Consider the following 25,997-nt stretch of genomic DNA (forward strand, 5'->3'; position numbering starts at 1 on the left):
TTGCTATCGGGAGCAAGCCCCCTCCCACATTTGACTGTGGTGAGGGCAGGGGTTACTTGGGGTAACCAGCCCGCTTCATTTCACGCTCGGTGGTGGTCTGCGCGGCGGTCAATGCGGCATCCACCGTCTGCTGACCGGTCAACGCACCGGAGAAGAACTTGCCGACCTGGGTACCAATCGCCTGGAACTCAGGAATGGTCACCAACTGGATACCGATATACGGCACCGGCTTCTCGGTCGGCTTGGTCGGGTCGGCCACTTTCAGTGATTCCAGGGTCACCTTGGCGAACGGCGCGGCCTTCATGTACTCGTCGCTGTAGGTGGATTGGCGCGTACCTGGCGGCACATTGGCAATGCCATCGGTCTTGGCCACAAGCTGGCCGTATTCCTTGGACGTGGCCCAACTGGTGAACACCTTGGCGGCGTCCTTGGCCTTGGAACTGGTAGGGATCGCTAGGCTCCAGGAGTAAAGCCACGAGGTGCCCTTGTCGGTCTTCTCGTGGGGCGCAAAAGTGAAGCCGACATGCTCGGCGACCTTGCTCTGGCTCTTGTCGGTGACAAACGAGCCCGCCACGCTGGCATCCACCCAGATCGCACACTTGCCGCTGTTGAACAGCGCCAGGTTCTCGTTGAAACCGTTGCTGGACGCACCCGGCGGGCCGGATTTCTTCATGTTGTCGACGTAGAAGTTCAGCGCGTCCTTCCACTCGGGGCCATTGAATTGCGGTTGCCATTTCTCATCGAACCAGCGCGCACCGAAGCCGTTGGCCAGGGTGGTGATCAGCGCCATGTTCTCACCCCAACCGGCTTTGCCGCGCAGGCACAGGCCGTATTGCTCTTTGGATTTATCAGTAAGTTTGGCCGCATATTCGCCGATCTGGCTCCAGGTCGGGTGCTCGGGCATCGTCAGCCCGGCGTCCTTGAACAGGTCGGTGCGGTAATAGGTGATCGAGCTTTCGGCGTAGAACGGCAGGGCGTACAGCGAACCCTTGACGGACAAGCCATCACGTACCGAAGGGAACACATCATCAAGGTCGTAGGAGGCCGGCAGGTCCTTCATCGGCTCCAGCCAACCCTTGGCGCCCCACAGTGCGGCTTCGTACATGCCGATGGTCAGCACGTCGAACTGCCCGCCCTGGGTGGCGATGTCGGTGGTGAGGCGTTGGCGCAGCACGTTTTCTTCGAGCACCACCCAGTTCAACTTGATCTCCGGGTGCTCGGCCTCGAAGGTTTTCGAGAGCTTCTGCATACGGATCATGTCGCTGTTGTTGACGGTGGCAATGGTCAGGGTTTGCGCGCCAAGGCTGACGGCGCTGAGGGTCATGCATGCAGTCATGCAGGAACAGGCAAGCAGAGCTTTTGCTGTGAACTTCATCGCGCACTCCATTTCCGCGCCCAGGGGGCTACAGAAGGACGGTTATTGTTGTTGTGTCTTCCTACAGGTAGCCAGGAAGAGTGTGCGTCGATTACAGCCTTGAAATGGGGTTGTGACAAATCCTTGGGCGCACGCGCACTGATACTTTTTTGCACTCGATGATCGCCCCCGTGACGCGTGGGGACGATCGATGCCGTATTTAACGCTCGATATCAGCCAGTACCCGCTCAGCCAACAATCGAGACACCTCGATCAACTGGGCAATCCCCAGAGCGCCTTCGCGCCGCGAGCCGTCGAGCTCAAAGGCGAAATCGCAGGTGAGGGCGTGGGCAGAAGCGAGTGACTCGCTGAGGTTGACCAGTAGGTCATGCGTGGAGATGCCGTCTTTTACGGTGAACAGCACGCTGGGTGCTGGATCGATTGGGGGATTTGGGGTGGGTTTGATCATGGTGGAACTCCTGATTCAAGTGGAGCTACCACTGATCGCCGCGACGCGATCGGGTGGTAGCTGTACGCAGGTTCGCGGACCGGAATCAGGAAACCGGCATACCCGAAGGTATCCCGCGCACAGCCACCATAAGGGCGCACAGTAGACGATAAAAAGACGTCAACTGAAAGCGGAAATGGCACTTTGCGTCTGATTAAACCGGGCCGCGACGCCCGACCGCTGAGTGTGCAGCGGTGTACGGAGACTAGAGATTGAGTGTCCTAGGGACAACCTCAAAACCTTGTAAGACGTTTCTGTTTCCTGACGCCTGCCGAACGATCAACCTCAAGCCAAATTCTGCTCAGTCAACCGCTGCACCGCCAATCGCCGGTAGTGGGACGGCGTCATACCCTTAAGCTGCTGAAAACGCCGATTGAAGTTGGAAATATTGTTGAACCCGGACTCAAAGCACACATCCGTCACAGCCTTGTCGCCATCGGCCAGCAACTCGCAGGACTTGCTGATGCGCAGCCGATTGACGAATTCAATAAAAGTACGCCCGGTCGCCTGCTTGAATACACGGGAAAAATACGTCGGTTTCATCCCCAGGTACTCCGCGACTTCTTCCAGCGGCAACTCGCGCGCGTAGTGGGCAAAGATGTAGTCCACCGCACGGTTGGTGCGGTCGATGCTGTGTTCATCGGCTTGCTGTGGCGTGGTTACGCCGGACAGCAGCTGGTAGTCCTCACAGGCGCTCAATACCTCCAGCAGGATAAAGAAATGCCCCAGGCGCGCCATGCCGTGGGGGTCTTCGATTTGCTGCATGAGGGTCATGGCGTGGGCAATGGTCTTTTTGCAGCGGAATTCGATGCCGTACTGCGCGCGTTCGAGCAGCGGCGCCAGGCGTTTGAGTTCGGTGAAGATATGGCTGCCGTGTTCGAACAACTCGTCGGTGAAGTTCACCAGCATGTCGCGCTTGGGGACCACTTCGCCTTCTTCCACCTGGCTGATCCAGTTGTGGGGCAGGTTGGGGCCGGTGAGGAACAGGCTTTGCGGGTAGAAGTTGCCGATGTAGTCACCGATAAACACCTTGCCGGAGCTGGCGACGATCAGGTGCAGCTCGTATTCCTTGTGGAAGTGCCAGCGCACCAGCGGGCAGGGGAAGCCGTGCTGGCGATAGATGATGGACAGACCGTTGTGATCGTCCATCAGCTCGTAGGAGGGATCGGTGATGCGCGTTGCTCGGGTCATGCTGCCGTCGCTTTATTGTGGTCGCTGCGTAGGATAATGCCCCGTCGCGCACGACCTCGCCAGCAGCAGTGTTTACAGGTTGCGGTTTTTTGCCTCGATCCACTGGGACATGTACTGGGTACTCTTGTGCGCGTGATGGCGCAGCATACTGCCGGTGAAGTTGTCCCGGCGATGGGCGTCGAGGTTGCGGCGGCATTGCTCCAGGCAGTTCACCAAGGCTGGCCCGTGCAGAGTCTGGTCATAGCGCCGGGCCAGCAGTTGGCGCCCGTGTTCCTGGGCCTGGGTCCAGCGCTCGTGGTCCTGGTAGAGGGCCACAGCAGCGGCGGCCAGGGCCGGGGCGTCGTGTTCGATCACGCCGGGCCAGGGTTGATCATCGCCCATGGCCTCGGCGCCGATCGGGGTGGTGACATTGGGGGTGCCGCAGAGCATGGCGTCGATCAACTTGCCCTTGATGCCCGCACCAAAGCGCAACGGTGCCAGGCAGATGCGTGCGGCGGTCATGACTTGCAGCGCATCTTCGGCCCAGTTCATCACATGAAAACCCTGTGCCGGGTTGTGCAGGGCGGTGGCCTTAGGTGGGGTGTAGGCGCCATAGATATGCAGCTGCGCGCCCGGCAACTGTTGGCGAATCAGCGGCCACAGGCTTTGCTTCATCCACAGCACCGCATCCCAGTTGGGCGCGTGGCGGAAGTTGCCGATGCTGAGAAAGTGCGCACGGTCTTCAAACGGCGCAAACGCGGCGGTAGGCGGTTGCAACATCAGCGGGCACCAGTGGAGCAGGGCGGCGGGCACCTTGAACTGCTCGGTGAGCAGGCGGATTTCCACGTCGGAGATCATCAGGCTGATGTCACAGCGGTAAATCGCGGCGATTTCGCGCTTGGCCAGGTCGGTATCGGCCATGCGCTGGAACTCGTCTTGAAGCGCAGGCGCGAATAGGGCGCTGAAGTCGTCGCTGTCGGGGTTGGCTTTCACCTGCTCCTTGAAACGCTGGTGGCGGGCATCGCGCAGGCTTTGCAGGTCGGAGGTTTCCAGCACGCGCAGGGCGTTGGGGCAGCATTGCTCCACGCGCCAGCCGAATTGCTCCTCCATCATGAAACGGTCGAACAGTACGATATCCGGGGCCAGTTCGCGGATAAAGTCATCGAAACTGCTGTTATTCAGTTCGATGGCGCATTCGGCGATGCCAAGTGCCGGCAAGTCGGCCTTGTGTTCGCCGATGGTCGCAGGGCTGCTGAAGGTAATGTCCCAACCTTGCGTAAGAAAACTCTCAAGGATCTGCATCATATGCCCCCCCGCAGCCGAGGAGCGGGGCTCTGGCCAGACGTAACCAATGACCAGAACTTTGGTGGCAGGCTGATTCATCGACGACGGTTTCCTTGAAGGGCAGGCGAAAAGCGCGCAATTAAACCACAACCTGGCGACATGACAATTTGTGTCTGGCGGTAGGTAGCATCGGCACTTTGTGGTTAACTTCGGCCTCTCGAATTCGTTTAACCAAAAACCAGCATAAGGATTCCGTTCATGGCTCAAGTCACCCTCAAAGGCAACACGGTCCAGGTTGAAGGCGAACTGCCGAAAGTCGGCGCCAAAGCCGCAGATTTCACCCTGACCGCCGGCGACCTGTCCGACGCCACCCTGGCCACCTTTGCCGGCAAGCGCAAAGTGCTGAACATCTTCCCAAGCGTTGATACCCCAACCTGCGCCACTTCCGTGCGCAAGTTCAATGCCCAGGCCAACGATGTGGCCAACACCGTGGTGCTGTGCATCTCCACCGACCTGCCATTCGCCCAAGCGCGCTTCTGTGGTTCCGAAGGCCTGGAAAACGTTAAGAACCTGTCGGACTTCCGTGATTCGGATTTCGCCGTTGATTATGGTGTGGCGATTGCCGACGGCCCGCTCAAAGGCCTGACCGCTCGCGCTGTCGTGGTACTGGACGAAAACGACAATGTGCTGCACAGCGAGTTGGTCAAGGAAATCGCGGAAGAGCCAAACTACGATGCGGCCCTGGCTGTATTGAAGTAACTGTTTCTGCGCGTAACTGTCGTTTGGCAGTAACACGTATGATGCATGATTGCGGCCTGGCCTAGTCCAGGCCGTTTTTATTTGAGTGTCAGCGGTTTAGCGAAATAGCTGGCGGACTAAGATCAGACGTTAAAAGTTGTAAGCCCAAGGTAAATAGCCGGTAAAGGTGCTTTTCTAAACGCCCCCCAGTGCTTATCTTTCAGCCTCCCGAAGAAGAAGCTCTCATCCCCAATGGTTGATCACTCCATGCAATCCTCCTCCCGCAACTCCCGCCGCTGGCTGTTTGGCCTGCTTGTGCTGCTGGTTATCGCCGGCCTGTGCTGGAAATTCTGGCCCGGCGGCGCGGCTCACAAGGACGCTCCTGCGGGGCACACCGGCAAGACCGGCATGGCGCGCCCGGGCTTCGGCGGTTCCACCGGCCCGGTGCCGGTGCGCGTGGCGCCGGTGGTGCAGGGGGAGTTTGCGGTGTACTACAAGGCGCTGGGCACGGTCACCGCGCTCAACACCATTAATGTGCGCAGCCGGGTGGGCGGTGAGCTGGTGAAGATCGCCTTTGAAGAAGGCCAGATGGTCAAGGCCGGCGACCTGCTGGCAGAAATCGACCCGCGCAGCTACCAGAACGCCTTGCTCCAGGCCCAGGGCACATTGCTGCAGAACCAGGCGCAGTTGAAAAACGCCCAGGTCGATGTGGAGCGTTATCGCGGCCTGTACGCCCAGGACAGTATCGCCAAGCAGACCCTGGACACCGCCGAAGCGCTGGTCCTGCAATACCAGGGCACGGTCAAGACCAACCAGGGCGCGGTCGACGATGCCAAGCTCAACCTTGAATTCACCAGGATCCGTGCGCCGATCAGCGGCCGCGTTGGCCTGCGCCAGCTCGATGTCGGCAACCTGGTCGCAGCCAATGACACCACCGCCCTGGCGGTCATCACCCAGACCCAGCCGATCAGCGTGGCGTTCACCCTGCCGGAAAATACCCTGGAAACCGTACTGGCACGTTACCACGCCGGCAACAAACTGCCCGTGGAAGCCTGGGACCGTAGCGACGTGAAAAAACAGGCGGTCGGCGTGTTGCAGAGCCTGGACAACCAGATCGACGTCACCACCGGTACTTTGAAGTTCAAGGCGCGCTTTGATAACAAGGACCAGGCGCTGTTCCCCAACCAGTTCGTCAATGTGCACTTGCTTGCCGACACCTTGCATAACGTGGTGTTGGCGCCGTCGGCGGCGGTCCAGTTCGGCAACACCGGCACCTTTGTCTACAAGCTTGACGGTGACAACAAGGTCAAGGTCCAGCCCCTGGTGCTGGGTGACACCGACGGTGAGAACACCGTGGTCAAGGAGGGCCTGGTCGCAGGCGATCGCCTGGTGCTGGAAGGCACTGACCGTCTCAAGGACGGCAGCGAAATCGAAGTGGTCAACGAAAGCAAGGAAGTGCCGACCACGCCGACCGAACACCTGCAAGGCAAGCCCGCGGCAAAAGGGGAGACCGGCGCTGACGCCGGCAAGGCGCAAAAGGTCGGTTCATGAACCTGTCACGCCTGTTTATCCTGCGCCCGGTCGCCACCACGCTGAGTATGCTGGCGATTGTATTGGCCGGGATCATTTCGTACCGCTTGTTGCCGGTATCGGCCTTGCCCCAGGTGGACTACCCGACGATCCGGGTGATGACCCTGTACCCCGGCGCCAGCCCAGACGTGATGACCAGTGCGGTCACTGCGCCGCTGGAGCGTCAGTTCGGGCAGATGCCCGGGCTGACCCAGATGGCGTCCACCAGCTCGGGCGGTGCGTCGGTGCTGACCCTGCGTTTCAACCTCGACGTCAATATGGATGTCGCCGAGCAACAGGTGCAGGCCGCGATCAACGCCGCCACCAACCTGTTGCCCAAGGATTTGCCGGCGCCGCCGGTGTACAACAAGGTCAACCCGGCCGACACCCCGGTGCTGACCCTGGCGATTACTTCCAAGACCATGCTGCTGCCCAAGCTCAATGACCTGGTCGATACGCGCATGGCGCAGAAAATCGCCCAGATCAGCGGCGTCGGCATGGTCAGCATCGCCGGTGGCCAGCGCCAGGCCGTGCGCATCAAGGTCAACCCGCAAGCCCTGGCGGCCAATGGTTTGAACCTGTCGGACGTGCGTGCGCTGATCGCCGCCTCCAACGTCAACCAGCCCAAGGGCAACTTCGACGGCCCCACCCGCGTGTCGATGCTCGATGCCAACGACCAGTTGGTCTCACCCCAGCAATATGCCGAGCTGATCCTGGCCTACAACAATGGCGCACCGTTGCGCCTCAAGGATGTAGCGCAAATCGTCGACGGCGCCGAAAACGAACGCCTCGCGGCCTGGGCCAACGAAAACCAGGCGGTACTGCTCAACATCCAGCGCCAGCCGGGCGCCAACGTGATCGAGGTAGTCGACCGTATCAAGGCGCTGCTGCCGAGCATCACCGACAACCTGCCGGCCGGCCTGGACGTGACGGTGCTTACCGACCGTACCCAGACCATCCGCGCCTCGGTGAAAGACGTACAACACGAGCTTCTGATTGCCATCGCCCTGGTGGTGATGGTGACGTTCCTGTTCCTGCGTCGGGTCAGCGCCACGATCATTCCGTCCATCGCCGTGCCGCTGTCTCTGGTGGGTACCTTTGGCGTGATGTACCTGGCGGGGTTCTCCATCAATAACCTGACGCTGATGGCCCTGACCATCGCCACGGGGTTCGTGGTGGATGACGCCATCGTTATGCTGGAGAACATTTCTCGCTATATCGAGGAGGGCGAGACGCCGATGGCGGCGGCGCTCAAGGGCGCCAAGCAGATCGGCTTCACCCTGATTTCCCTGACCTTGTCGCTGATTGCGGTACTGATCCCACTGCTGTTCATGGCTGACGTGGTCGGGCGGCTGTTCCGCGAGTTCGCCATCACCCTGGCGGTGGCGATCCTGATTTCGCTGGTTGTGTCCCTGACCCTTACGCCGATGATGTGCGCGCGCTTGCTCAAGCGCGAACCGAAGGAAGAAGAGCAGGGACGTTTCTACAAGGCCAGCGGCGCCTGGATCGATTGGCTGATCCAGGCCTATGGCCGCAAGTTGCAGTGGGTGCTCAAGCACCAGCCGCTGACCCTGCTGGTGGCCATCGCTACCTTGGGGCTTACGGTGGTGCTGTACCTGGTGGTGCCCAAGGGCTTTTTTCCGGTGCAGGACACCGGGGTGATCCAGGGTATTTCCGAAGCGCCGCAGTCGATTTCCTTTGCGGCGATGAGCCAGCGTCAGCAGGAGCTGGCGAAGATCATCCTTGCTGATCCCGCGGTCCAGAGCCTGTCGTCCTACATCGGTGTGGACGGCGATAACGCCACCCTCAATAGTGGCCGCTTGCTGATCAACCTCAAGGCCCACGGCCAGCGCGACTTGAGCGCAGCCGAGGTGATCACCCGCTTGCAACCGCAAATCGACAAGCTGGTGGGCATCCGCCTGTTCATGCAGCCGGTGCAGGACCTCACCATCGAGGACCGCGTCAGCCGTACCCAGTACCAGTTCAGCATGTCGTCGCCGGACGCCGAGTTGCTGGCACTGTGGAGTGGCAAGCTGGTGCACGCCCTCAGTCAACAGCCGGAACTCACCGACGTTGCCAGCGACTTGCAGGACAAAGGCTTGCAGGTGTACCTGGTGATCGACCGCGACGCGGCCTCGCGCCTGGGTGTGAGTGTCTCGACCATTACCGACGCGTTGTATGACGCCTTTGGCCAACGGCAGATCTCTACCATCTATACCCAGGCCAGCCAATATCGCGTGGTGCTGCAAGCTCAGTCCGGCGAAACCCTCGGCCCGGCCGCGCTCAACCAGATCCATGTGAAGACCACCGACGGCGGCCAGGTGCGGCTGTCGAGCCTGGCCCATGTCGAGCAGCGCCAGGCGCAGTTGGCGATTGCCCATATCGGCCAGTTCCCGGCGGTGATGATGTCGTTCAACCTGGCCCCCGGCGTCGCCCTGGGCAAGGGTGTGGAGCTGATCAACCAGACCCAGAAGGACATTGGCATGCCGGTGGGCGTGCAAACCCAGTTCCAGGGTGCCGCCCAGGCGTTCGAGGCGTCCCTGTCGAGCACCTTGCTGCTGATCCTGGCCGCGGTGGTCACCATGTACATCGTGCTGGGCGTGCTTTACGAGAGCTATATCCACCCGATCACTATCCTTTCGACCTTGCCGTCGGCGGCGGTGGGGGCCTTGCTGGCCCTGCTGCTCAGTGGCAATGACCTGGGCATGATCGCGATCATCGGCATCATCCTGCTGATCGGTATCGTGAAAAAGAACGCGATCATGATGATCGACTTCGCCCTCGACGCCGAGCGTAATCAGGGCCTGGACCCACAGACGGCGATTTACCAGGCGGCGCTGTTGCGTTTCCGGCCGATCCTGATGACTACCCTGGCCGCGTTGTTCGGTGCGGTACCGCTGATGCTTGCCAGCGGTTCCGGCGCGGAGTTGCGCCAACCGCTGGGTTTGGTGATGGTCGGTGGCTTGCTGGTGAGCCAGGTGTTGACGCTGTTCACCACGCCGGTGATCTACCTGTACTTCGATCGCCTTGGCCGGCGCTGGCGCAAAGAGCCGCAACGCCTGGAGCCGGTTGAGCCATGAACCTGTCCGGACCTTTCATTCGCCGGCCGGTAGCGACCATGCTGCTGAGCCTGGCGATCATGCTGCTCGGTGGCGTCAGCTTCAACCTGTTGCCGGTGTCGCCGCTGCCGCAGATCGACTTTCCGGTGATCGTGGTGTCGGCCAGCCTGCCCGGCGCCAGCCCCGAGGTGATGGCGTCCAGCGTGGCGACGCCATTGGAGCGTTCATTCGGTTCGATTGCCGGTATCACCACCATGAGCAGTTCGTCGAGCCAGGGCTCGACTCGAGTGATCCTGGCCTTTGATTCCGACCGCGATATCAACGGTGCGGCGCGGGAAGTGCAGGCGGCGATCAATGCCTCGCGCAACCTGTTGCCCAGCGGTATGCGCAGCATGCCCACCTACAAGAAGATCAACCCGTCCCAGGCACCGATCATGGTGTTGTCGCTGACCTCCGACGTGCTGCAGAAGGGCCAGCTGTATGACCTGGCGTCGACCATCCTGTCCCAGAGCCTGTCCCAGGTGCCAGGCGTGGGTGAAGTGCAGATCGGCGGCAGCTCCCTGCCGGCAGTGCGCATCGAGTTGGAACCCAAGGCCCTCGACCAATACGGCGTGGCCCTGGACGATGTGCGCAATACCATCGCCAATGCCAACCAGCGCCGGCCCAAGGGCTCCCTGGAAGACGCTGAGCGCAATTGGCAGATCCAGGCCAACGACCAGCTGGAAAAAGCCAAGGACTACGCGCCGCTATTGATCCGCTACCAGGACGGTGCGGCCCTGCGCCTGGGCGATGTAGCGAAGATCACCGATGGTGTGGAAGACCGCTACAACAGTGGCTTCTTCAATAATGATTCGGCGGTGCTGCTGGTGATCAACCGCCAGTCCGGCGCCAACATCATTGAAACGGTCAGGCAGATCAAGGCCCAGTTGCCGGCGTTGCAGGCAGTGCTGCCGTCCAGCGTCAAGCTCAGCCTGGCCATGGACCGCTCGCCAGTGATCACTGCCACCCTGCATGAAGCGGAAATGACCCTGCTGATTGCCGTGGGCCTGGTGATCCTGGTGGTGTACCTGTTCCTGGGCAACTTCCGCGCTTCGCTGATCCCGACCTTGGCAGTGCCGGTGTCGCTGGTGGGCACCTTTGCGGTGATGTACCTGTACGGGTTTTCGCTGAACAACTTTTCGTTGATGGCGCTGATCCTGGCCACCGGGCTGGTGGTGGACGATGCCATCGTGGTGCTGGAGAATATTTCCCGGCACATCGACGAGGGTGTGCCGCCGATGAAGGCGGCGTACCTGGGTGCCGAAGAAGTCGGCTTTACCTTGTTGTCGATGAACGTGTCGCTGGTGGCGGTGTTCCTGTCGATCCTGTTCATGGGCGGGATTGTCACCAACCTGTTTCGCGAGTTTTCCATCACCTTGTCGGCGGCGATCATCGTCTCGCTGATTGTCTCGCTGACCTTGACGCCGATGCTCTGCGCCCGCTGGCTCAAGCCTCATGACAAGACCCGGCAGACCGGTTTGCAGCGCTGGAGCCAGAAGGTCAACGACCGCATGGTCGCCGGCTACGCCACCAGCCTGGACTGGGTATTGCGCCACCGGCGCCTGACCCTGCTCAGCTTGTTGATTACCGTGGGGGTGAATATCGCGCTGTATGTGGTGGTGCCAAAAACCTTCATGCCTCAGCAGGACACCGGCCAATTGATCGGGTTTGTGCGCGGTGACGATGGTCTGTCGTTCAGCGTGATGCAGCCGAAGATGGAAGTCTTCCGCCAGGCGGTGCTCAAGGATCCGGCGGTGCTCAGCGTGGCCGGCTTTATCGGTGGCAACCAAGGCACTAACAACGCAGTGATGCTGGTGCGCCTCAAACCCATCAGTGAACGCAAGATCTCTGCCCAGGCGGTGATCGAGCGTCTGCGCAAAGAGGTGCCGTTGGTACCGGGCGGGCGCCTGTTCCTGATGGCCGACCAGGACCTGCAGTTCGGCGGCGGCCGCGACCAGACCAGCGCGCAATATTCCTACATCCTGCAAAGCGGCGACCTGGCCGCGTTGCGCCTGTGGTACCCGAAAGTGGTCGCGGCGATGCGTGAGTTGCCCGAGCTGACTGCCATCGACGCTCGCGAAGGCCGGGGCGCGGCGCAGGTCACGCTGATCGTCGATCGGGACCAGGCCAAGCGTCTGGGCATCGACATGGACATGGTCACGTCGGTACTCAACAACGCCTACAGCCAGCGGCAGATTTCCACCATCTACGACAGCCTCAACCAGTATCAGGTGGTGATGGAGGTCAACCCCAAGTATGCCCAGGACCCGATCACCCTGAACCAGGTCCAGGTGATTACTGCCGATGGTGCGCGGGTGCCGTTGTCGACCATTGCCCATTACGAGAACAGCCTGGCCGACGATCGCGTCAGCCATGAAGGCCAGTTCGCTTCCGAAAACATCGCCTTCGATATGGCGCCCGGGGTGACGGTAGAGCAGGGCACCGCGGCCATCGAGCGAGCGATTGCCAAGGTTGGCCTGCCCGAAGATGTGATCGCCAAGATGGCCGGCACCGCCGACGCCTTTGCGGCCACGCAGAAGGGCCAGCCGTTCATGATTCTCGGTGCGCTGGTGGCGGTGTACCTGGTGCTGGGCATTCTGTATGAAAGCTATATCCACCCGCTGACCATTCTGTCGACCCTGCCGTCGGCGGGTGTTGGCGCGTTGCTGGCGATATACCTGCTGGGCGGCGAGTTCAGTCTGATTTCGTTGCTGGGCTTGTTCCTGCTGATCGGTGTGGTGAAGAAAAACGCGATCCTGATGATCGACCTGGCGCTGCAACTGGAGCGCAACGACGGCATGAGCCCGCTGGAATCGATCCGCAGCGCCTGTCTGCTGCGCCTGCGACCCATTTTGATGACCACCCTGGCCGCCATCCTCGGCGCCTTGCCGTTGCTGCTCGGCACCGGCGATGGCGCGGAAATGCGCCATCCGTTGGGCCTGACCATTATTGGTGGCCTGGTCTTCAGCCAGATCCTGACCCTTTACACCACCCCGGTGGTCTACCTCTATCTCGACCGCGCGCGCCACCGCTTCAATGCCTGGCGCGGCGTGCGTACCGATGCTGCCCTGGACACTGCGCTATGACCGATTCAACCAAATTATTGTGGCGAGGGAGCAAGCTCTCTCGCCACAACAACACAATGAAGTTATTGGCCGTGATGATGTGTGGGGTGTTGCTCAGCGCCTGCGCCATTGGCCCTGACTACAAGCGCCCGGAGGTCATCGAACCGGTGCAGTTCAAAGAAGCCCAGGGCTGGCGCCAGGCCAACCCCAGCGATTCCCTGGCCCGTGGCGCCTGGTGGGAGCTGTATGGTGACCGCCAACTCAATGAGCTGGTAGAGCGCCTCAACACGTCCAACCAGACCGTTGCCCAGGCCGAAGCGCGCTTTCGCCAGGCCAAGGCGCTGGTGCGCAGTTCCCGCGGGGCGTTTTACCCCAGCGTCGACCTGAGCGTGGGTAAAACCCGCGCCAGCCAGGGTACCGGCAGCAGCAGCGCCAGCCTCAGCAGTTCCAGCAGTGGTATCCGCGACACCCTCAATGCGCAGTTGGGCGTGAGTTGGGAAGCCGATATCTGGGGCAAGTTGCGCCGTGGACTAGAGGCCAATGAAGCCAGCGCCGAGGCCAGCTCGGCAGACCTGGCCGCGATGCGCCTGAGCCAACAGTCGGAACTGGTGCAGAGCTACCTGCAACTGCGGGTCATGGACGAACAGACGCGCCTGTTGCAAGCCACCCTGGACACCTACCAGCGTTCATTGAAAATGACCGAAAACCAGTACCGTGCCGGGGTGGCCGGCAAGGATGCCATCGCCCAGGCGCAAACTCAGCTCAAGACCACCCAGGCCAGCCTGATCGACCTGATCTGGCAGCGCGCCCAATTGGAAAACGCCATTGCCGTGCTGATCGGCGAAGCCCCGGCCAACTTCAACCTGGCGGTGAGCAAAGACATTCCGGCGCTGCCGCAAATACCGGTGAGCCTGCCGTCCCAGTTGCTGGAACGTCGCCCCGATATTGCCTCGGCCGAACGCTCGGTGATCGCCGCCAACGCCAACATCGGCGTGGCCAAGGCGGCCTATTACCCGGATCTCAGCCTGAGCTTGCAGGGCGGCTACTCCAGCAGCACCTATGAAGATTGGATCAGCCTGCCGAACCGCTTCTGGTCGGTGGGGCCGAAACTGGCGATGACCCTGTTCGATGGCGGCCAGCGCTCGGCGGAAGTCGACCGCACCGTGGCCAGCTATGACGAGACCGTGGCCAAGTACCGCCAGACCGTACTGGATGGGTTCCGTGAAGTGGAAAACTACATGGTGCAACTCAAGGTGCTGGCGGACGAAGCTGTGGTCAGCAATGAAGCGCTGGAATCGGCGCGTGAGTCGTTGCGCTTGACCGAGAACCAGTACAAGGCGGGTCTGATCGCTTACCTGGATGTGGTGACTGTGCAGGCGACGGCCTTGAGCAACGAGCGCACCGTGTTGACCTTGTTGCAGTCGCGGCTGGTGGCGAGTGTGCAGTTGATTGCGGCGTTGGGTGGTGGCTGGGACGGCCAGACGTCTCTGGCCGAGAAGGAGTGAGCGAATACCTGGGCATCCTGTAGGAGCGAGCTTGCTCGCGAAGAACACACAGACACCGCGTTTCCCCCGGTTTCGCACGTCATCGTTGACGATCTTCGCGAGCAAGCTCGCTCCTACAGTGGGGAGGCCCCTTTCCACAGGTATTGAAAAATACCCGCATTAAGCCAGCAGATTGACGCCAAAAAATGACTAATGGCTATCTGCTTAATTAATCACCTGCCCCAGAATCATTCTCGCTACAATCGCCCGCTTTGCCACCCGGCATGGGCTTTTACGCCCTGTTGCCTGCGAGAAGCCCCATGTTGATCGGTAGCTATTCAACCTCCCTGGTCGTGATTTCCCTGTGCGTTGCAATGCTGGCGTCCTACACCGCGTTGGACCTGGCCGGGCGTATCGCTACGACGAAGGGGCGTGCCGTTTACCTATGGATTACCGGCGGCGCAGCAGCCATGGGCGTGGGCATCTGGTCCATGCACTTTATCGGCATGTTGGCCCTGCGCCTGCCGTTTGCCCTCGGGTTTGACCTGGGCATCACTGCGCTGTCGCTGTTGATCGCTGTGTTATCCAGTGGCTTCGCCTTATGGCTGGTCAGCCAGCCAAGTCTGCCGGCCTGGGAACTGGCGTTCGGTGCGCTGGTGATGGGTGCCGGTATCGCCAGCATGCACTACACCGGCATGGCAGCGATGCGCATGACCCCGGGTATCGACTACGACCCGACCTTGTTCGGCGCTTCGTTGTTGATCGCGGTAATGGCCTCCGGCGCCGCGCTGTGGATCGCCTTCAACCTGCGTCGCAATACGCCTTACGTGCGCCTGGCGCGGGGTGCGGCGGCGATGGTGATGGGCGTGGCCATTGTCGGCATGCACTATACCGGGATGGCCGCGGCGCAGTTTGCCGATGACAGTTTCTGCGGTGCCGCGCTAACGGGCTTGAGCGGCAAGGGCCTGGATAACCTGGTCTTGGTGACCTCCCTGGCGGTGTTGGTCATAGCGTTGTTGACCTCCTTGCTGGATGCCCGCCTGGAGGCGCGCACCGCTGTACTCGCCGATTCCTTGACCCTGGCCAACCAGGAACTGACCCACCTGGCACTGCACGACATGCTCACCGGCTTGCCCAATCGCACACTGCTGGCGGATCGCATTCAACAAGGCATTCAGGCGGTGTACGAGCAGGGCGGTTGCTTTGCGCTGATGTTTATCGACCTGGACGGCTTCAAGCCGGTCAACGATGCCTTCGGTCATCACATGGGCGATCAACTGCTGCGCGAGGTTGGCTTGCGTCTACGCGAGGACTTGCGCAGCCAGGACACCCTGGCCCGTATTGGCGGTGACGAGTTCGTGTTGCTGGTGCAATTGACCCAACCGGACGATGCCATGGGCCTGGCCGAGCGTCAGGTCGGTCTGATCAACCGCGCTTTCACGGTGGCCGAGCATGAGCTGAAAATCTCCGCGAGTATCGGTATCGCCATGTTCCCGGGCAACGGTAATAACCCCCAGGAGCTGTTGATGAACGCCGACGCGGCGATGTATCACGCCAAGGGCATGGGCAAGAACGGCTACAGCTTCTTCGATGTGTCAATGAACACCAATGCGCGCAAGCAACTGCAATTGTTGCAGGACCTGCGCAATGCCCTTGAACACGGCGAGTTTCGCTTGTATTACCAACCCAAGTTCGATGCGGTGAGCGGTATTGCCGTGGGGGCCGAGGCGTTGTTGCGCTGGGAGCATCCGCAACAGGGCTTGTTGCTGCCGGCAGCTTTTATCGCGCTGGCGGAGAAAACCGGGCTGATCATTGCCATCGGTGAATGGGTACTCGACGAAGCCTGCCGCCAGATGAGCCTGTGGTACGCACAGGGTTATCAGAGCTGGCGCATCGCCGTGAATCTTTCGGCGCTGCAGTTCTGTCATGCCGGGTTGGTCAACAGTGTTGCGGCTGCTCTGGAGCGCCACCAATTACCCGCCAACAGCCTCACGCTGGAGATCACCGAGACCACTGCCATGAGCGATGCCGATGCGAGCATGACGGTATTGCAGCAGCTCTCGGACATGGGTGTGGACCTGTCCATCGATGACTTTGGCACCGGTTACTCCAGCCTGATGTACCTCAAGCGCCTGCCGGCCAACGAGTTGAAGATCGACCGCGGCTTTGTACGCGACCTGGAGCATGACAGCGACGACGCCGCCATCGTCTCGGCCATTGTCGCCCTCGGCCAGGCCCTGGACTTGCGGATCGTTGCCGAAGGCGTGGAAACCGATGCGCAGCAAAATTTCCTTACCCGCCTGGGGTGTGATTCCTTGCAAGGCTATTTGTTGGGGCGTCCATTGCCGGCCGACAGTTTCATGGCAAACATCCTCGCCGGCGAAGATGCGCCAGCGCCTGACAAAAGCCATCAGTGACGGGTATTCTTGGATCCAACCCTAACCATCAAGGTTGAATCAGGAGACCGTAGCCATGGACAAAGTCGTCATCATCACCGGAGGCAGCCGCGGGATTGGCGCCGAGACGGCCTTGCTGGCTGCTCGCGAAGGTTATCGCATCTGCATTAACTATCAGTCGGACGAGAAGGCTGCCCATGCCGTGCTTGAACAAGTGCGCGGCCTCGGCGCCCAGGCCATTGCAGTGCGCGCTGATGTCAGCATCGAAGATGAAGTGATAGCGCTGTTCAATCGCGTGGATGCCGAATTGGGGCGTGTCACGGCGCTGGTCAACAACGCCGGTACTGTGGGGCAAAAGTCGCGGGTCGACGAGATGTCCGAGTTTCGTATCCTGAAGATCATGAAGACCAACGTGCTGGGCCCGATCCTGTGCGCCAAGCACGCGGTGCTGCGTATGTCGCCTCGGCATGGCGGGCAGGGTGGCAGTATCGTCAACGTGTCGTCGGTAGCGGCGCGGCTGGGGTCGCCAGGTGAGTATGTGGACTACGCTGCGTCCAAGGGCGCTCTGGATACCTTCACCCTCGGTCTGTCCAAAGAAGTCGCAGGTGAAGGCATTCGAGTCAACGCGGTACGCCCTGGTTATATCTTTACCGATTTCCACGCCCTGAGCGGCGACCCGGACCGCGTCAGCAAGTTGGAGTCCGGTATCCCCATGGCGCGTGGCGGGCGTCCGGATGAAGTGGCTGAGGCGATTATCTGGTTGCTGTCGGACAAGGCTTCATACGCCACCGGCACCTTTTTAGACCTAGGGGGCGGACGCTGAAAAGCAGCTTACTGCCCGAGGTTTTGCAGCACGTCGTAGCCGTTTTCCGCGAATGCTACAAGTAGACGGGCTTCTGAGTTCTTTCGGGTGGAATAGCCGGCGTTGTGAAAGCCATTGATCTTGCCGTCGTGTCGTTCGCTGTTACCGACGCGGCGATCATTCACATTGTCGAGGACGTTAATCACCCTCGCCAGGTTATAGGCCGCGTGGGCCCTGGCCTTGGCATCAGGGTTGGCGAATGTCCAGTCCCCCAGTCGGCGCTTGAGCAAGTCTGTCACCGGGTAGCTATCGCGGCGCTTGAACAGGTGCTTGAGCGCAGGATTGGCGTTGATGATCTGCCGGGTGGTACGACGGTCACCGACGGGAGGTTCTTCGGGCGCAGTCGGCGCAATAAGCCAGTTATTTTCAGGGCGACCTTCGCCAAGCCGATAGGCGGTCGATGCCGCAAGAGGGTTGATGCGCATGACGATCTCGACATGAGGATAGGCATAGCTAGGTGGTTCCTGATGGCACAAAGTTCCACGGGCTGCGTTTCGCGCCGTTAAAAAGACCGCACTATCCGCCCCAATGTCTCCATGGCCTTTTCCGAGGCTTCGTTCCATGGGCTGCCATAGTTCAAGCGTATGCAGTTTCTGAAGCGCTGGGTCGCTGAAAAAATCGGCCCCGGTGCGATGCTGATGCCTTGGGCCAGGGCCATCTGGAACAATTTCAGCGAGTCGGTTTGCTCCGGCAATTCCAACCACAGAAAATAACCGCCCGCCGGCTGGCTGACCCGTGTCTGGGCCGGGAAGTAGCGGGCGATGGCCGCCAGCATGGCGCTTTGCTGTTCTTCCAGGGCATAGCGCAATTTGCGCAGATGCCGGTCATAACCGCCGTGTTGCAGGTAGTCGGCAATCGCCGCCTGGGCCGGCATCGACGGGCACAGCGAGGTCATCAGTTTCAGGCGCTCGACCTTCTGCGCAAAGCGCCCGGCCGCGACCCAACCGACGCGGTAGCCCGGTGCCAGGCTCTTGGCAAAGGAACCGCAGTGCATCACCAGCCCTTCGGTATCAAACGCCTTGGCCGGTTTTGGCGCGTGTTGCCCGTAGTACAGCTCGGCGTAGACATCATCCTCGATCAACGGCACCTGATGGCTGCGCAACAGCTCTACCAGAGCCTGTTTTTTTGCTTCGGGCAGGGTGGCGCCCATGGGGTTCTGGAAGCTGGTCATGGTCCAGCAGGCCTTGATTGGGTAGCGCTCAAGACTTTGTGCCAAGGCGTTCAGGTCAATACCATCGCGCGGGTGCACCGGGATTTCCACGGCCTTGAGTTTCAGGCGCTCCAGCACTTGCAGGCAGGCGTAGAACGCCGGTGCCTCGATCGCAACCAGGTCGCCCGGTTCAGTCACGGCTTGCAGGCACAGGTTCAGCGCTTCGAGGGCACCGTTGGTAATCAGCAGCTCCTCCATGGGCAGCATCAGGCCGCCGACCATGTAGCGCAGGGCAATCTGTCGGCGCAGTTGCGGGTTGCCCGGCGACATGTCGGTGACCACCAGGCGCGGATCCATTTCGCGGCTGGCGCTGGCCAGGGAGCGGGCCAGGCGCGGCAACGGGAACAGCATCGGGCTGGGGAAGGCCGAGCCGAAGGGCACTGTATTAGGGTCTTTGATGGAGTCGAGTACCGAAAACACCAATTCACTGACGTCCACATGGGTGGACTCATGCACCTGCTCGCTCACCACTGGCTCGGAAAACGGGCTCGGCGCATGGGTGTTGACGAAGTAGCCCGAACGCGGCCGCGCGCGAATCAGGCCACGGCGTTCCAGCAAGTAATACGCTTGGAACACGGTAGACGGGCTGACGCCGTAGGTCTGGCTGGCATAGCGCACCGACGGTACGCGCTGACCTGGGCCAAGGACGCCGGAGCGGATCAGTTCTGCGATGTCATCGGCGAATTTTTCGTAGCGTTTCATGGCAGCCTTAAACAGTTTTCAGTCTGTACGCCGGGTAAGTGTGTGTGGGAGCTTGCCCACGATTAGCATAGGTATCTACACATTTTTGGTACGGCGCTGTACCTGTGGCGAGGGAGCTTGCTCCCGTGACGACCAGTCAGCCAGCGCATATCTATCTGATGCTCCGAGATCCAAATGTGGGAGCGGGCTTGCTCGCGAAGGCGGCCAGGCAGCCGACACAGTTATACCGAGTACATATCCATTGCTGCGGTAACGGCCACTTATGGTTCCGCTCTTACAGCGGGTCACTTTCGAAAAGCCGGAATGCCGGCCCAGAATCCCTGTCGAATTCCGGCCAGCGTGGTTTGACGGGGCGCTTAAGATCAAAAACAGATCAAGATCAAGAGCGGCTCGCTTCGCATCGTAGTTACCGTCGGCTTCTACAACCTAAAAAATTGTGTAGATACCTATGTCCCGATGAGGGGGGGTCAGTAACCAAAACTGTTCTGACCCACCGCTATCGGGAGCAAGCCCCCTCCCACATTGGCGGATTGTCAGCGGTTCAACGGCGCGACGAAGCGACTGTCTGCGGCGCTGTAGATCCAGGGCTCATCCACATCTGTCACCTTGAAGCGCAGGCTCTGCGAGCTGCTCGCCGGCTTCTCGGCCAGCAGTGCCACTGACACCGGTATATCGACGATTTCTCCGGGCGCCAGGCTGATCCGGGTCTTGCCTTGCAACTGGAACCCGTCGGCATCCACCAGTTCCACCCGGTAGTCCTGGCGTTGCTGGGTCTTGTTGATGACCTTGAGGCTGTAGATGTTCTCGATCAAACCCTGGCTGTTTTCGCGAAACATGCCGCGGTCCTTGGTGACATCCAGCGACACCATCGGCCGTTCAATCAAGGCCACCACCAACGCGGCAATCATTACCAGCAGTACGGCACTGTAGCCGATCAGGCGTGGCCTGAGCAGATGAGTCTTGCCACCCTGCAGTTGGTGTTCACTGGTGTAGCTCACCAAACCCCGGGCATAGCCCATTTTGTCCATGATCGAGTCGCAGGCATCAATGCAGGCCGCACAGCCGATACATTCCATTTGCAGGCCGTCGCGGATATCGATGCCGGTAGGGCAAACCTGCACGCACAGCTGGCAATCAATGCAATCACCGAGCCCTGCATCGGCTGGCTGCACTTCGCGTTTGCGCGGGCCACGGCGTTCGCCGCGGGCGGTATCGTAGGAAATGGTCAGGGTGTCTTTATCAAACATTACGCTTTGGAATCGCGCATACGGGCACATATGCATGCACACCGCTTCGCGTAACCAGCCGGCATTGATGTAGGTAGCGCCCGTGAAAAACAGCACCCAGAACAGGCTCACCCCGCCGATTTGCCAGGTCAGCAGTTCGACGGCGAGAGGGCGGATGGGCGTGAAGTAGCCGACAAAGGTCAGCCCGGTCAGCACGCTGATGCCCAGCCACAGCGTATGTTTGGCTGAGCGTCGCGCGAGTTTGTTCAGGCTCCACGGGGCCGCCTGCAGCTTGATACGCTGGTTGCGCTCGCCCTCGGTGATCTTTTCACACCACATGAACAGCCACGTGAACGAGCTTTGCGGGCAGGTATAACCGCACCAGACGCGGCCGGCAAACACCGTGATCGCAAACAGGCCGAAGGCACAGATGATCAGCAGCGCCGAGAGCAGGATAAAGTCCTGCGGCCAGAAGGTGGCGCCGAAAATGTGGAACTTGCTGTGCGCCAGGTCCCACAGCACGGCCTGGCGCCCACCCCAGTTCAGCCATACGGTGCCGAAAAAGGCCAGGAACAGCAAAGCCGCTCCACTGACACGCAAGGTGCGGAACAGGCCGGTAAAGCTGCGGGTATGGATCAGGTTATCGCTGGATTTGGCCTTCACCTTCTTTGGGTGTATGGGCTCAAAGGTTTCCACGGTTGGGATTCGTTCGCTCATGGTCGTTCGCTCATCAGCCTCCATCAGGCCAATGCACTATGGGCGACAGGCTGTTTGCATAACAGACTCAGGTATGGCGATATAAAGCGGATCAGATGGGCTGGATGTACCCATCTGCGTCAATGTGCTGCACCCCAGCGTCAATAAGGTGCAGCGATCGATTGCAGGGACTGACGCAGATCAATTAAATCACCGAACCCGGTTCGTCGGCCTTCACATGCTGACGGCCATCGGTGGCGCCTTCAACCGTCAGGGCGTCCGCCTCGGCTTCGGTGATGTAGATGCGAGAACCCGCCAACTCCAGATAAGACATGGCTTTGTCGTGATCGGTAAGGATGGTCACCCGGGTGGCGGGCAGGCTTTGTTCCTGGCCGTTTTCGTCGAGCGTGAAGTAGCACAGATGATTTTCGATGCGTACGGTCATGACGATCTCCGTTTTGTGAACTGTGCAGCGTTAGGCGACTGCCATGCGCACGGGTTCCGGGCAACTGACTGGCGGTCTGTGCGGTCTATTCTTTACTCATAATAAAAGGAGCGCATCCATGGACGTCTGGTGGCAACAAGTGTGGCAAACCCTGCAAGCCGAGTTCGCCGACATCGCCGATGCCCGGCAACTCACTCAAGTGACTGTGCGCCTGCTGATCGCTGCGATCCTGGGTGGCATCCTGGGTTTTGAGCGTGAACACAAGGGCAAGGCGGCGGGCGTGCGCACTCATATGCTGGTGGCGCTTGGCGCGGCGCTGTTCGTGCTGGTGCCGCAGATGTCCGGCAACCAGGCAGACGCCATGAGCCGGGTGGTTCAAGGGGTGATTGCGGGCATCGGCTTCCTTGGCGCCGGCACTATCCTCAAGGGCAAGGAAGATGAAGAGGGCCAGCATGTGAAGGGCCTGACCACGGCTGCCGGGTTGTGGATGACCGCCGCCATCGGGGTGGCGGCGGGCATGGGGCGTGAATCGACGGCGGTACTCAGTACGTTGCTGGCCCTGGCGGTGTTCAGCATCATGCCGAGAATCGTCAAGTTAGTGGAAAAGTGATACCCAGCCATCAGGTCACGATGTTGCTTTGGCGCACCTCACCAAACACCTTCAGTACAAAGGGTGGCTTGCCTGGAGCATCAGCAATGACTACCACGCTGACATTGTTATTGGGCGAATATTGAATCTGTATCTCCCCGATCGACTCTGGGGTGCGCTCAACCCATCGCAGTGGGGTGTTCAACTGTTTCTGAATGCCGGTCAGGTTCAGTTTGTCTTGGGATTTGAAATTCCGGATCTCTTGAGGAGACTCGAGTGTGGATTCACTGGCAGAGCGGAAGCTGTAGGTTGCAGAGCTGTCGTGGCCAGTGTCGGAGGCCGATGGCGGTGGCGTGGCATCTGCTTGTGACGCGTCGAGCTTTTCCTTGGCCAGCGAATCGCAGGTATTGCTTAAGGTTTTATAGGTCGAGTCCATCCTGGAATAGTGTTGTTTGATTTTGGCTAACTCTGCGAGTGAGTTATCGAGACGGCCAAAAGAGCTCGAGGCGTCGCCGTCAAATGCCCCGAGCAGGGCCTCGATATTTTTAAAGGCGAATTTATTCATTACCTCTTCTGTTGTTTTGTGCTTGGCTGAGTTCAGGTTCCTGGCACCGGCATTGAGCACGACGCTCATCTCTTCAAATTTTTTGCGGTTCGCTTTGGCGTCGGGCCCACGTAACGCTGCGCGCCTGTTTTCTGGCTGAAAAATCCATTCGAGTTCGGACTTGATCGCACGAGATTGGGCAGAGTCCGGATTGCCCTGTAGCGCGTTGATTGTTTCCGGGGTCAATAGTGTATGAGTATCGCTCACGCGTTTCGTCGCGTCTGCGTGTTGCTCAGGAGAGGTCTGATTGGAACGCGTGTCAGGCGATTGCTGTGCACGGTCCGGTGCCTTGGGCGTAACGGACCAGTTCGGGCCAGCGTTGAGCAACGCGTCCACCTGCTGCTGTGTGGGCCGGCCCTGAGCGTGGGCGCCGCTGGAGTGTCCAGGTGGCGATGGCTGCGTGCGGGAAAAGTGCTGAGGGTTGATAGTCGACATGGTGTCCTCGCGATAGGATCAGAACTTCCCATCGGAAGATGGGTTGAGTGCGAGGTAAATATATAAACCTGCAGTCACGCGAGCATTCAGGCTTGTTCCCAGTGTCTGTAGGAGAGTTCGATTTTTTTGCGGCTCGCTCGAGCTGAAGAACAGCCTGGCCCCTCCCGAGCGAACCTCCATCATTGTGACTCAGACGATGACCGGCGGCGTGGTCGTGGGCGGTTCTTGCGCTGCGGGTGGCTCATCTTCAGGGGGTTCCTGCTTTGGCGCCGGCGTCGGCTCCGAAGGCGGCAAGGGCGGGGCATCGATATTCGGATCTTCGGGCTCAGGGGGTATTGGGATGTTCATCAGTGTGGCCTCCTTTGTGCTTGGCTCTATGGGTGGACCATTGCCTTGGGGAATTGATTCCCCGCCCGGCGGCGACATATCCACCTGAACTTTTGCCGCGCGCCCAGGCTCGGACTTTAAACGGCTCTGCTCAGGGAGAGCGTCGCCGTACTTGAATTCGGATCAAGCAAAGAGCGTCCACGGGGCGTAAGGGGAAGATGCTCGATGACTGCTGAAATACTGGCTCCAGAGGGCTGCGCACTGCCGTTGTCGCAAGCGCTGTTGTTACCCAGGATCGCTATCGAAAGCACCATGCCGGTGATCGACAAAGGGGAATTTGCCGTCAAGGCCGTGGTCGGCCAGCGCGTCAATGTCACCAGTAAGGTGTTCGCCGATGGCCACGACAAACTGGCGGTGCTGATCCGCTGGCACGCGCTGAAGGATGAAAGCTGGCACAGCGTGGTCATGACCGATGTCGGTAACAATGGCTGGGAGGGCGCGTTCACCGTCGCCCACCTCGGTCCGCATGAATACTGCATCGAGGCATGGATCGATACCTTCGCCAGCTTCTGCTATGAACTGCGCAAGAAACACGAGGCCGGGGTACCGGTCAGCCTTGAATTGCAGGAGGGCCGTAGCCTGGTGTTGCAGGCCGCCGAGCGCAGTGACAACGAATTGCGCGACCGCTTGATGTTGCTGCACCACGAATTGTCGGGCCTGCTGGAAACCGAGCAGGTGGCGTTGTTCCTGCACGAAGACAGTGCACACTTGATGACCCAGGCCGATCATCGTGCTTATCTGAGCATCAGCCCCGCCTACCCGATTGACGTAGAGCGTGAGGCGGCGCAGTTCGCCAGTTGGTATGAGCTGTTTCCCCGCTCGATCACCGACGATCCGGCCCGCCACGGCACATTCAATGACGTGCACTCGCGCTTGTCGATGATCCACGACATGGGCTTTGACGTGCTGTACTTCCCGCCGATCCATCCCATCGGCCGCAGCCATCGCAAGGGTAAGAACAACTCACTCACCGCCGGCCCCGATGATCCGGGCAGCCCCTATGCCATCGGCAGCGAGGAGGGCGGGCACGAGGCGATTCACCCGCAACTGGGCAGTCGTGAGGATTTCCGTCGCCTGGTCAAAGCCGCAGCCGACCACGGCCTGGAAATTGCGCTGGACTTTGCCATCCAATGCTCCCAGGACCATCCGTGGCTTGAACAGCACCCTGGCTGGTTCAACTGGCGCCCCGATGGCACGATTAAATACGCAGAGAACCCGCCGAAAAAGTACCAGGACATCGTTAACGTCGATTTTTATGCAGCGGATGCGATTCCGGGCTTATGGACAGAGCTGCGCGATATTGTGGTGGGTTGGGTGGAAGAGGGCGTGAAGACCTTTCGCGTCGATAATCCCCACACCAAGCCGCTGCCATTCTGGCAATGGCTGATCAGTGATGTCAGGTCCAGATACCCTGAGGTGATCTTCCTCGCCGAGGCCTTTACGACTCCGGCGATGATGGCGCGCCTGGGCAAGGTCGGCTATTCCCAGAGCTACACCTACTTCACCTGGCGCAATACCAAGGCCGAGTTGAGCGAGTACCTGACGCAATTGAACCAGTCGCCGTGGCGCGAATGCTACCGGCCGAACTTCTTCGTCAATACACCTGATATCAACCCAGGCTTTTTGCACCAGTCCGGGCGCCCTGGCTTCTTGATCCGTGCCGCGCTGGCGACCATGGGCTCGGGCCTGTGGGGCATGTATTCAGGCTTTGAACTGTGCGAAGCCGCGCCAGTGCCGGGCAAGGAGGAATACCTGGATTCGGAGAAGTACGAAATCCGCCCGCGGGACTTCACCGCCCCCGGCAACATCATTGCCGAGATCGCCCAACTCAACCGTATCCGTCGGCAGAACCCGGCCCTGCACACACACCTGGGGCTCAAGCTCTACAACGCCTGGAACGACAACATCCTGTATTTCGGCAAGCGCAGCGAAGATGGCAGCAACTTCATTCTGGTGGCAGTCAACCTCGATCCCTTTAACGCTCAGGAAGCCCATTTTGAACTACCGCTGTGGGAACTGGGGCTGCCGGATGACGCCCAGACCCAGGGTGAAGACTTGATGAACGGCCACCGTTGGACCTGGTACGGCAAGATCCAATGGACACGGCTTGAACCGCAGATGCCCTTTGGAATCTGGCGCATCACCGCTTCCTGAGCCTTGCGCAGGGCCAGTGTG

Annotated in this window: 19 protein-coding genes; 9 read left to right on the forward strand and 10 right to left on the reverse strand. The window is 60.2% G+C overall.

Annotation, left to right across the window (positions count from 1 at the left end; all coding sequences use genetic code 11):
- Positions 1-52: 52 nt before the first annotated feature.
- The 4 genes from FW800_RS08145 to FW800_RS08160 form a co-directional block, all read right to left on the reverse strand.
- Positions 53-1,375, reverse strand: a complete 1,323-nt coding sequence (locus FW800_RS08145; RefSeq protein ID WP_005788580.1) for an ABC transporter substrate-binding protein — start codon at positions 1,373-1,375, stop codon at positions 53-55.
- 199 nt (positions 1,376-1,574) lie between these two features.
- The gene (locus FW800_RS08150) at positions 1,575-1,823 is read right to left on the reverse strand and encodes a DUF6124 family protein (protein WP_446437391.1); all 249 of its coding nucleotides are present in this window, start codon (positions 1,821-1,823) and stop codon (positions 1,575-1,577) included.
- Between the two features lie 324 nt (positions 1,824-2,147).
- Positions 2,148-3,053, reverse strand: coding sequence for a helix-turn-helix domain-containing protein (locus tag FW800_RS08155; RefSeq protein WP_446437392.1), 906 nt, complete (start codon positions 3,051-3,053; stop codon positions 2,148-2,150).
- A 72-nt stretch (positions 3,054-3,125) separates the two neighbouring features.
- Entirely contained in the window at positions 3,126-4,415 is a 1,290-nt protein-coding gene (locus FW800_RS08160; RefSeq protein WP_248136342.1) for a glycosyltransferase, read from the reverse strand.
- Between the two features lie 159 nt (positions 4,416-4,574).
- Here FW800_RS08160 and tpx point away from each other — a divergent pair, with 159 nt between their 5' ends.
- The 7 genes from tpx to FW800_RS08195 all read left to right on the forward strand — a co-directional run bounded on the left by tpx (position 4,575) and on the right by FW800_RS08195 (position 17,489).
- Positions 4,575-5,075 carry a thiol peroxidase gene (tpx, locus tag FW800_RS08165; protein WP_032875762.1) on the forward strand — a complete coding sequence of 167 codons (501 nt, stop codon included), beginning with the start codon at positions 4,575-4,577 and terminating at the stop codon, positions 5,073-5,075.
- Between the two features lie 231 nt (positions 5,076-5,306).
- A complete protein-coding gene (locus FW800_RS08170) occupies positions 5,307-6,605 on the forward strand; it encodes an MdtA/MuxA family multidrug efflux RND transporter periplasmic adaptor subunit (RefSeq protein ID WP_446437393.1) in 1,299 nt (432 codons plus the stop codon).
- Positions 6,602-9,703, forward strand: coding sequence for an MdtB/MuxB family multidrug efflux RND transporter permease subunit (locus FW800_RS08175; protein WP_194438387.1), 3,102 nt, complete (start codon positions 6,602-6,604; stop codon positions 9,701-9,703). The genes FW800_RS08170 and FW800_RS08175 overlap by 4 nt, the downstream gene beginning before the upstream one ends.
- Positions 9,700-12,807 carry an efflux RND transporter permease subunit gene (locus FW800_RS08180; RefSeq protein ID WP_032875751.1) on the forward strand — a complete coding sequence of 1,036 codons (3,108 nt, stop codon included), beginning with the start codon at positions 9,700-9,702 and terminating at the stop codon, positions 12,805-12,807. Before FW800_RS08175 ends, FW800_RS08180 begins: the two co-directional genes overlap by 4 nt.
- Before the next feature lie 56 nt (positions 12,808-12,863).
- On the forward strand, positions 12,864-14,291 hold the full coding sequence (locus FW800_RS08185) for an efflux transporter outer membrane subunit (protein ID WP_228309817.1): 1,428 nt from the start codon (positions 12,864-12,866) through the stop codon (positions 14,289-14,291).
- A 299-nt stretch (positions 14,292-14,590) separates the two neighbouring features.
- Entirely contained in the window at positions 14,591-16,687 is a 2,097-nt protein-coding gene (locus FW800_RS08190; RefSeq protein WP_446437394.1) for a putative bifunctional diguanylate cyclase/phosphodiesterase, read from the forward strand.
- A 55-nt stretch (positions 16,688-16,742) separates the two neighbouring features.
- Positions 16,743-17,489, forward strand: a complete 747-nt coding sequence (locus tag FW800_RS08195) for an SDR family oxidoreductase (RefSeq protein WP_032875743.1) — start codon at positions 16,743-16,745, stop codon at positions 17,487-17,489.
- A gap of 8 nt (positions 17,490-17,497) precedes the next feature.
- On the opposite strand, the gene FW800_RS08200 is transcribed toward FW800_RS08195, so the two are convergent.
- The 4 genes from FW800_RS08200 to FW800_RS08215 form a co-directional block, all read right to left on the reverse strand.
- Positions 17,498-17,953 carry a hypothetical protein gene (locus FW800_RS08200; RefSeq protein ID WP_032875740.1) on the reverse strand — a complete coding sequence of 152 codons (456 nt, stop codon included), beginning with the start codon at positions 17,951-17,953 and terminating at the stop codon, positions 17,498-17,500.
- Between the two features lie 77 nt (positions 17,954-18,030).
- Complete coding sequence (mapR, locus tag FW800_RS08205; protein WP_005788562.1) at positions 18,031-19,440, reverse strand: GntR family transcriptional regulator MpaR; 1,410 nt, start codon at positions 19,438-19,440, stop codon at positions 18,031-18,033.
- A 533-nt stretch (positions 19,441-19,973) separates the two neighbouring features.
- Positions 19,974-21,383, reverse strand: coding sequence for a cytochrome c oxidase accessory protein CcoG (ccoG, locus tag FW800_RS08210; RefSeq protein ID WP_446437395.1), 1,410 nt, complete (start codon positions 21,381-21,383; stop codon positions 19,974-19,976).
- A 184-nt stretch (positions 21,384-21,567) separates the two neighbouring features.
- Complete coding sequence (locus FW800_RS08215) at positions 21,568-21,807, reverse strand: DUF3203 family protein (protein WP_005788559.1); 240 nt, start codon at positions 21,805-21,807, stop codon at positions 21,568-21,570.
- 118 nt (positions 21,808-21,925) lie between these two features.
- Here FW800_RS08215 and FW800_RS08220 point away from each other — a divergent pair, with 118 nt between their 5' ends.
- The gene (locus tag FW800_RS08220; protein WP_005788557.1) at positions 21,926-22,417 is read left to right on the forward strand and encodes an MgtC/SapB family protein; all 492 of its coding nucleotides are present in this window, start codon (positions 21,926-21,928) and stop codon (positions 22,415-22,417) included.
- 10 nt (positions 22,418-22,427) lie between these two features.
- On the opposite strand, the gene FW800_RS08225 is transcribed toward FW800_RS08220, so the two are convergent.
- On the reverse strand, positions 22,428-23,435 hold the full coding sequence (locus tag FW800_RS08225; RefSeq protein ID WP_446437396.1) for a M10 family metallopeptidase C-terminal domain-containing protein: 1,008 nt from the start codon (positions 23,433-23,435) through the stop codon (positions 22,428-22,430).
- Positions 23,436-23,624: 189 nt separating this feature from the next.
- Positions 23,625-23,783 (reverse strand): hypothetical protein, encoded by a 159-nt coding sequence (locus FW800_RS08230; protein WP_164699486.1) that lies wholly within the window; start codon positions 23,781-23,783, stop codon positions 23,625-23,627.
- Between the two features lie 204 nt (positions 23,784-23,987).
- Here FW800_RS08230 and FW800_RS08235 point away from each other — a divergent pair, with 204 nt between their 5' ends.
- A complete protein-coding gene (locus tag FW800_RS08235) occupies positions 23,988-25,976 on the forward strand; it encodes an alpha-1,4-glucan--maltose-1-phosphate maltosyltransferase (protein WP_446437397.1) in 1,989 nt (662 codons plus the stop codon).
- The last annotated feature ends 21 nt before the right edge of the window (positions 25,977-25,997 follow it).

The organism is Pseudomonas sp. 910_23, assembly GCF_052850795.1.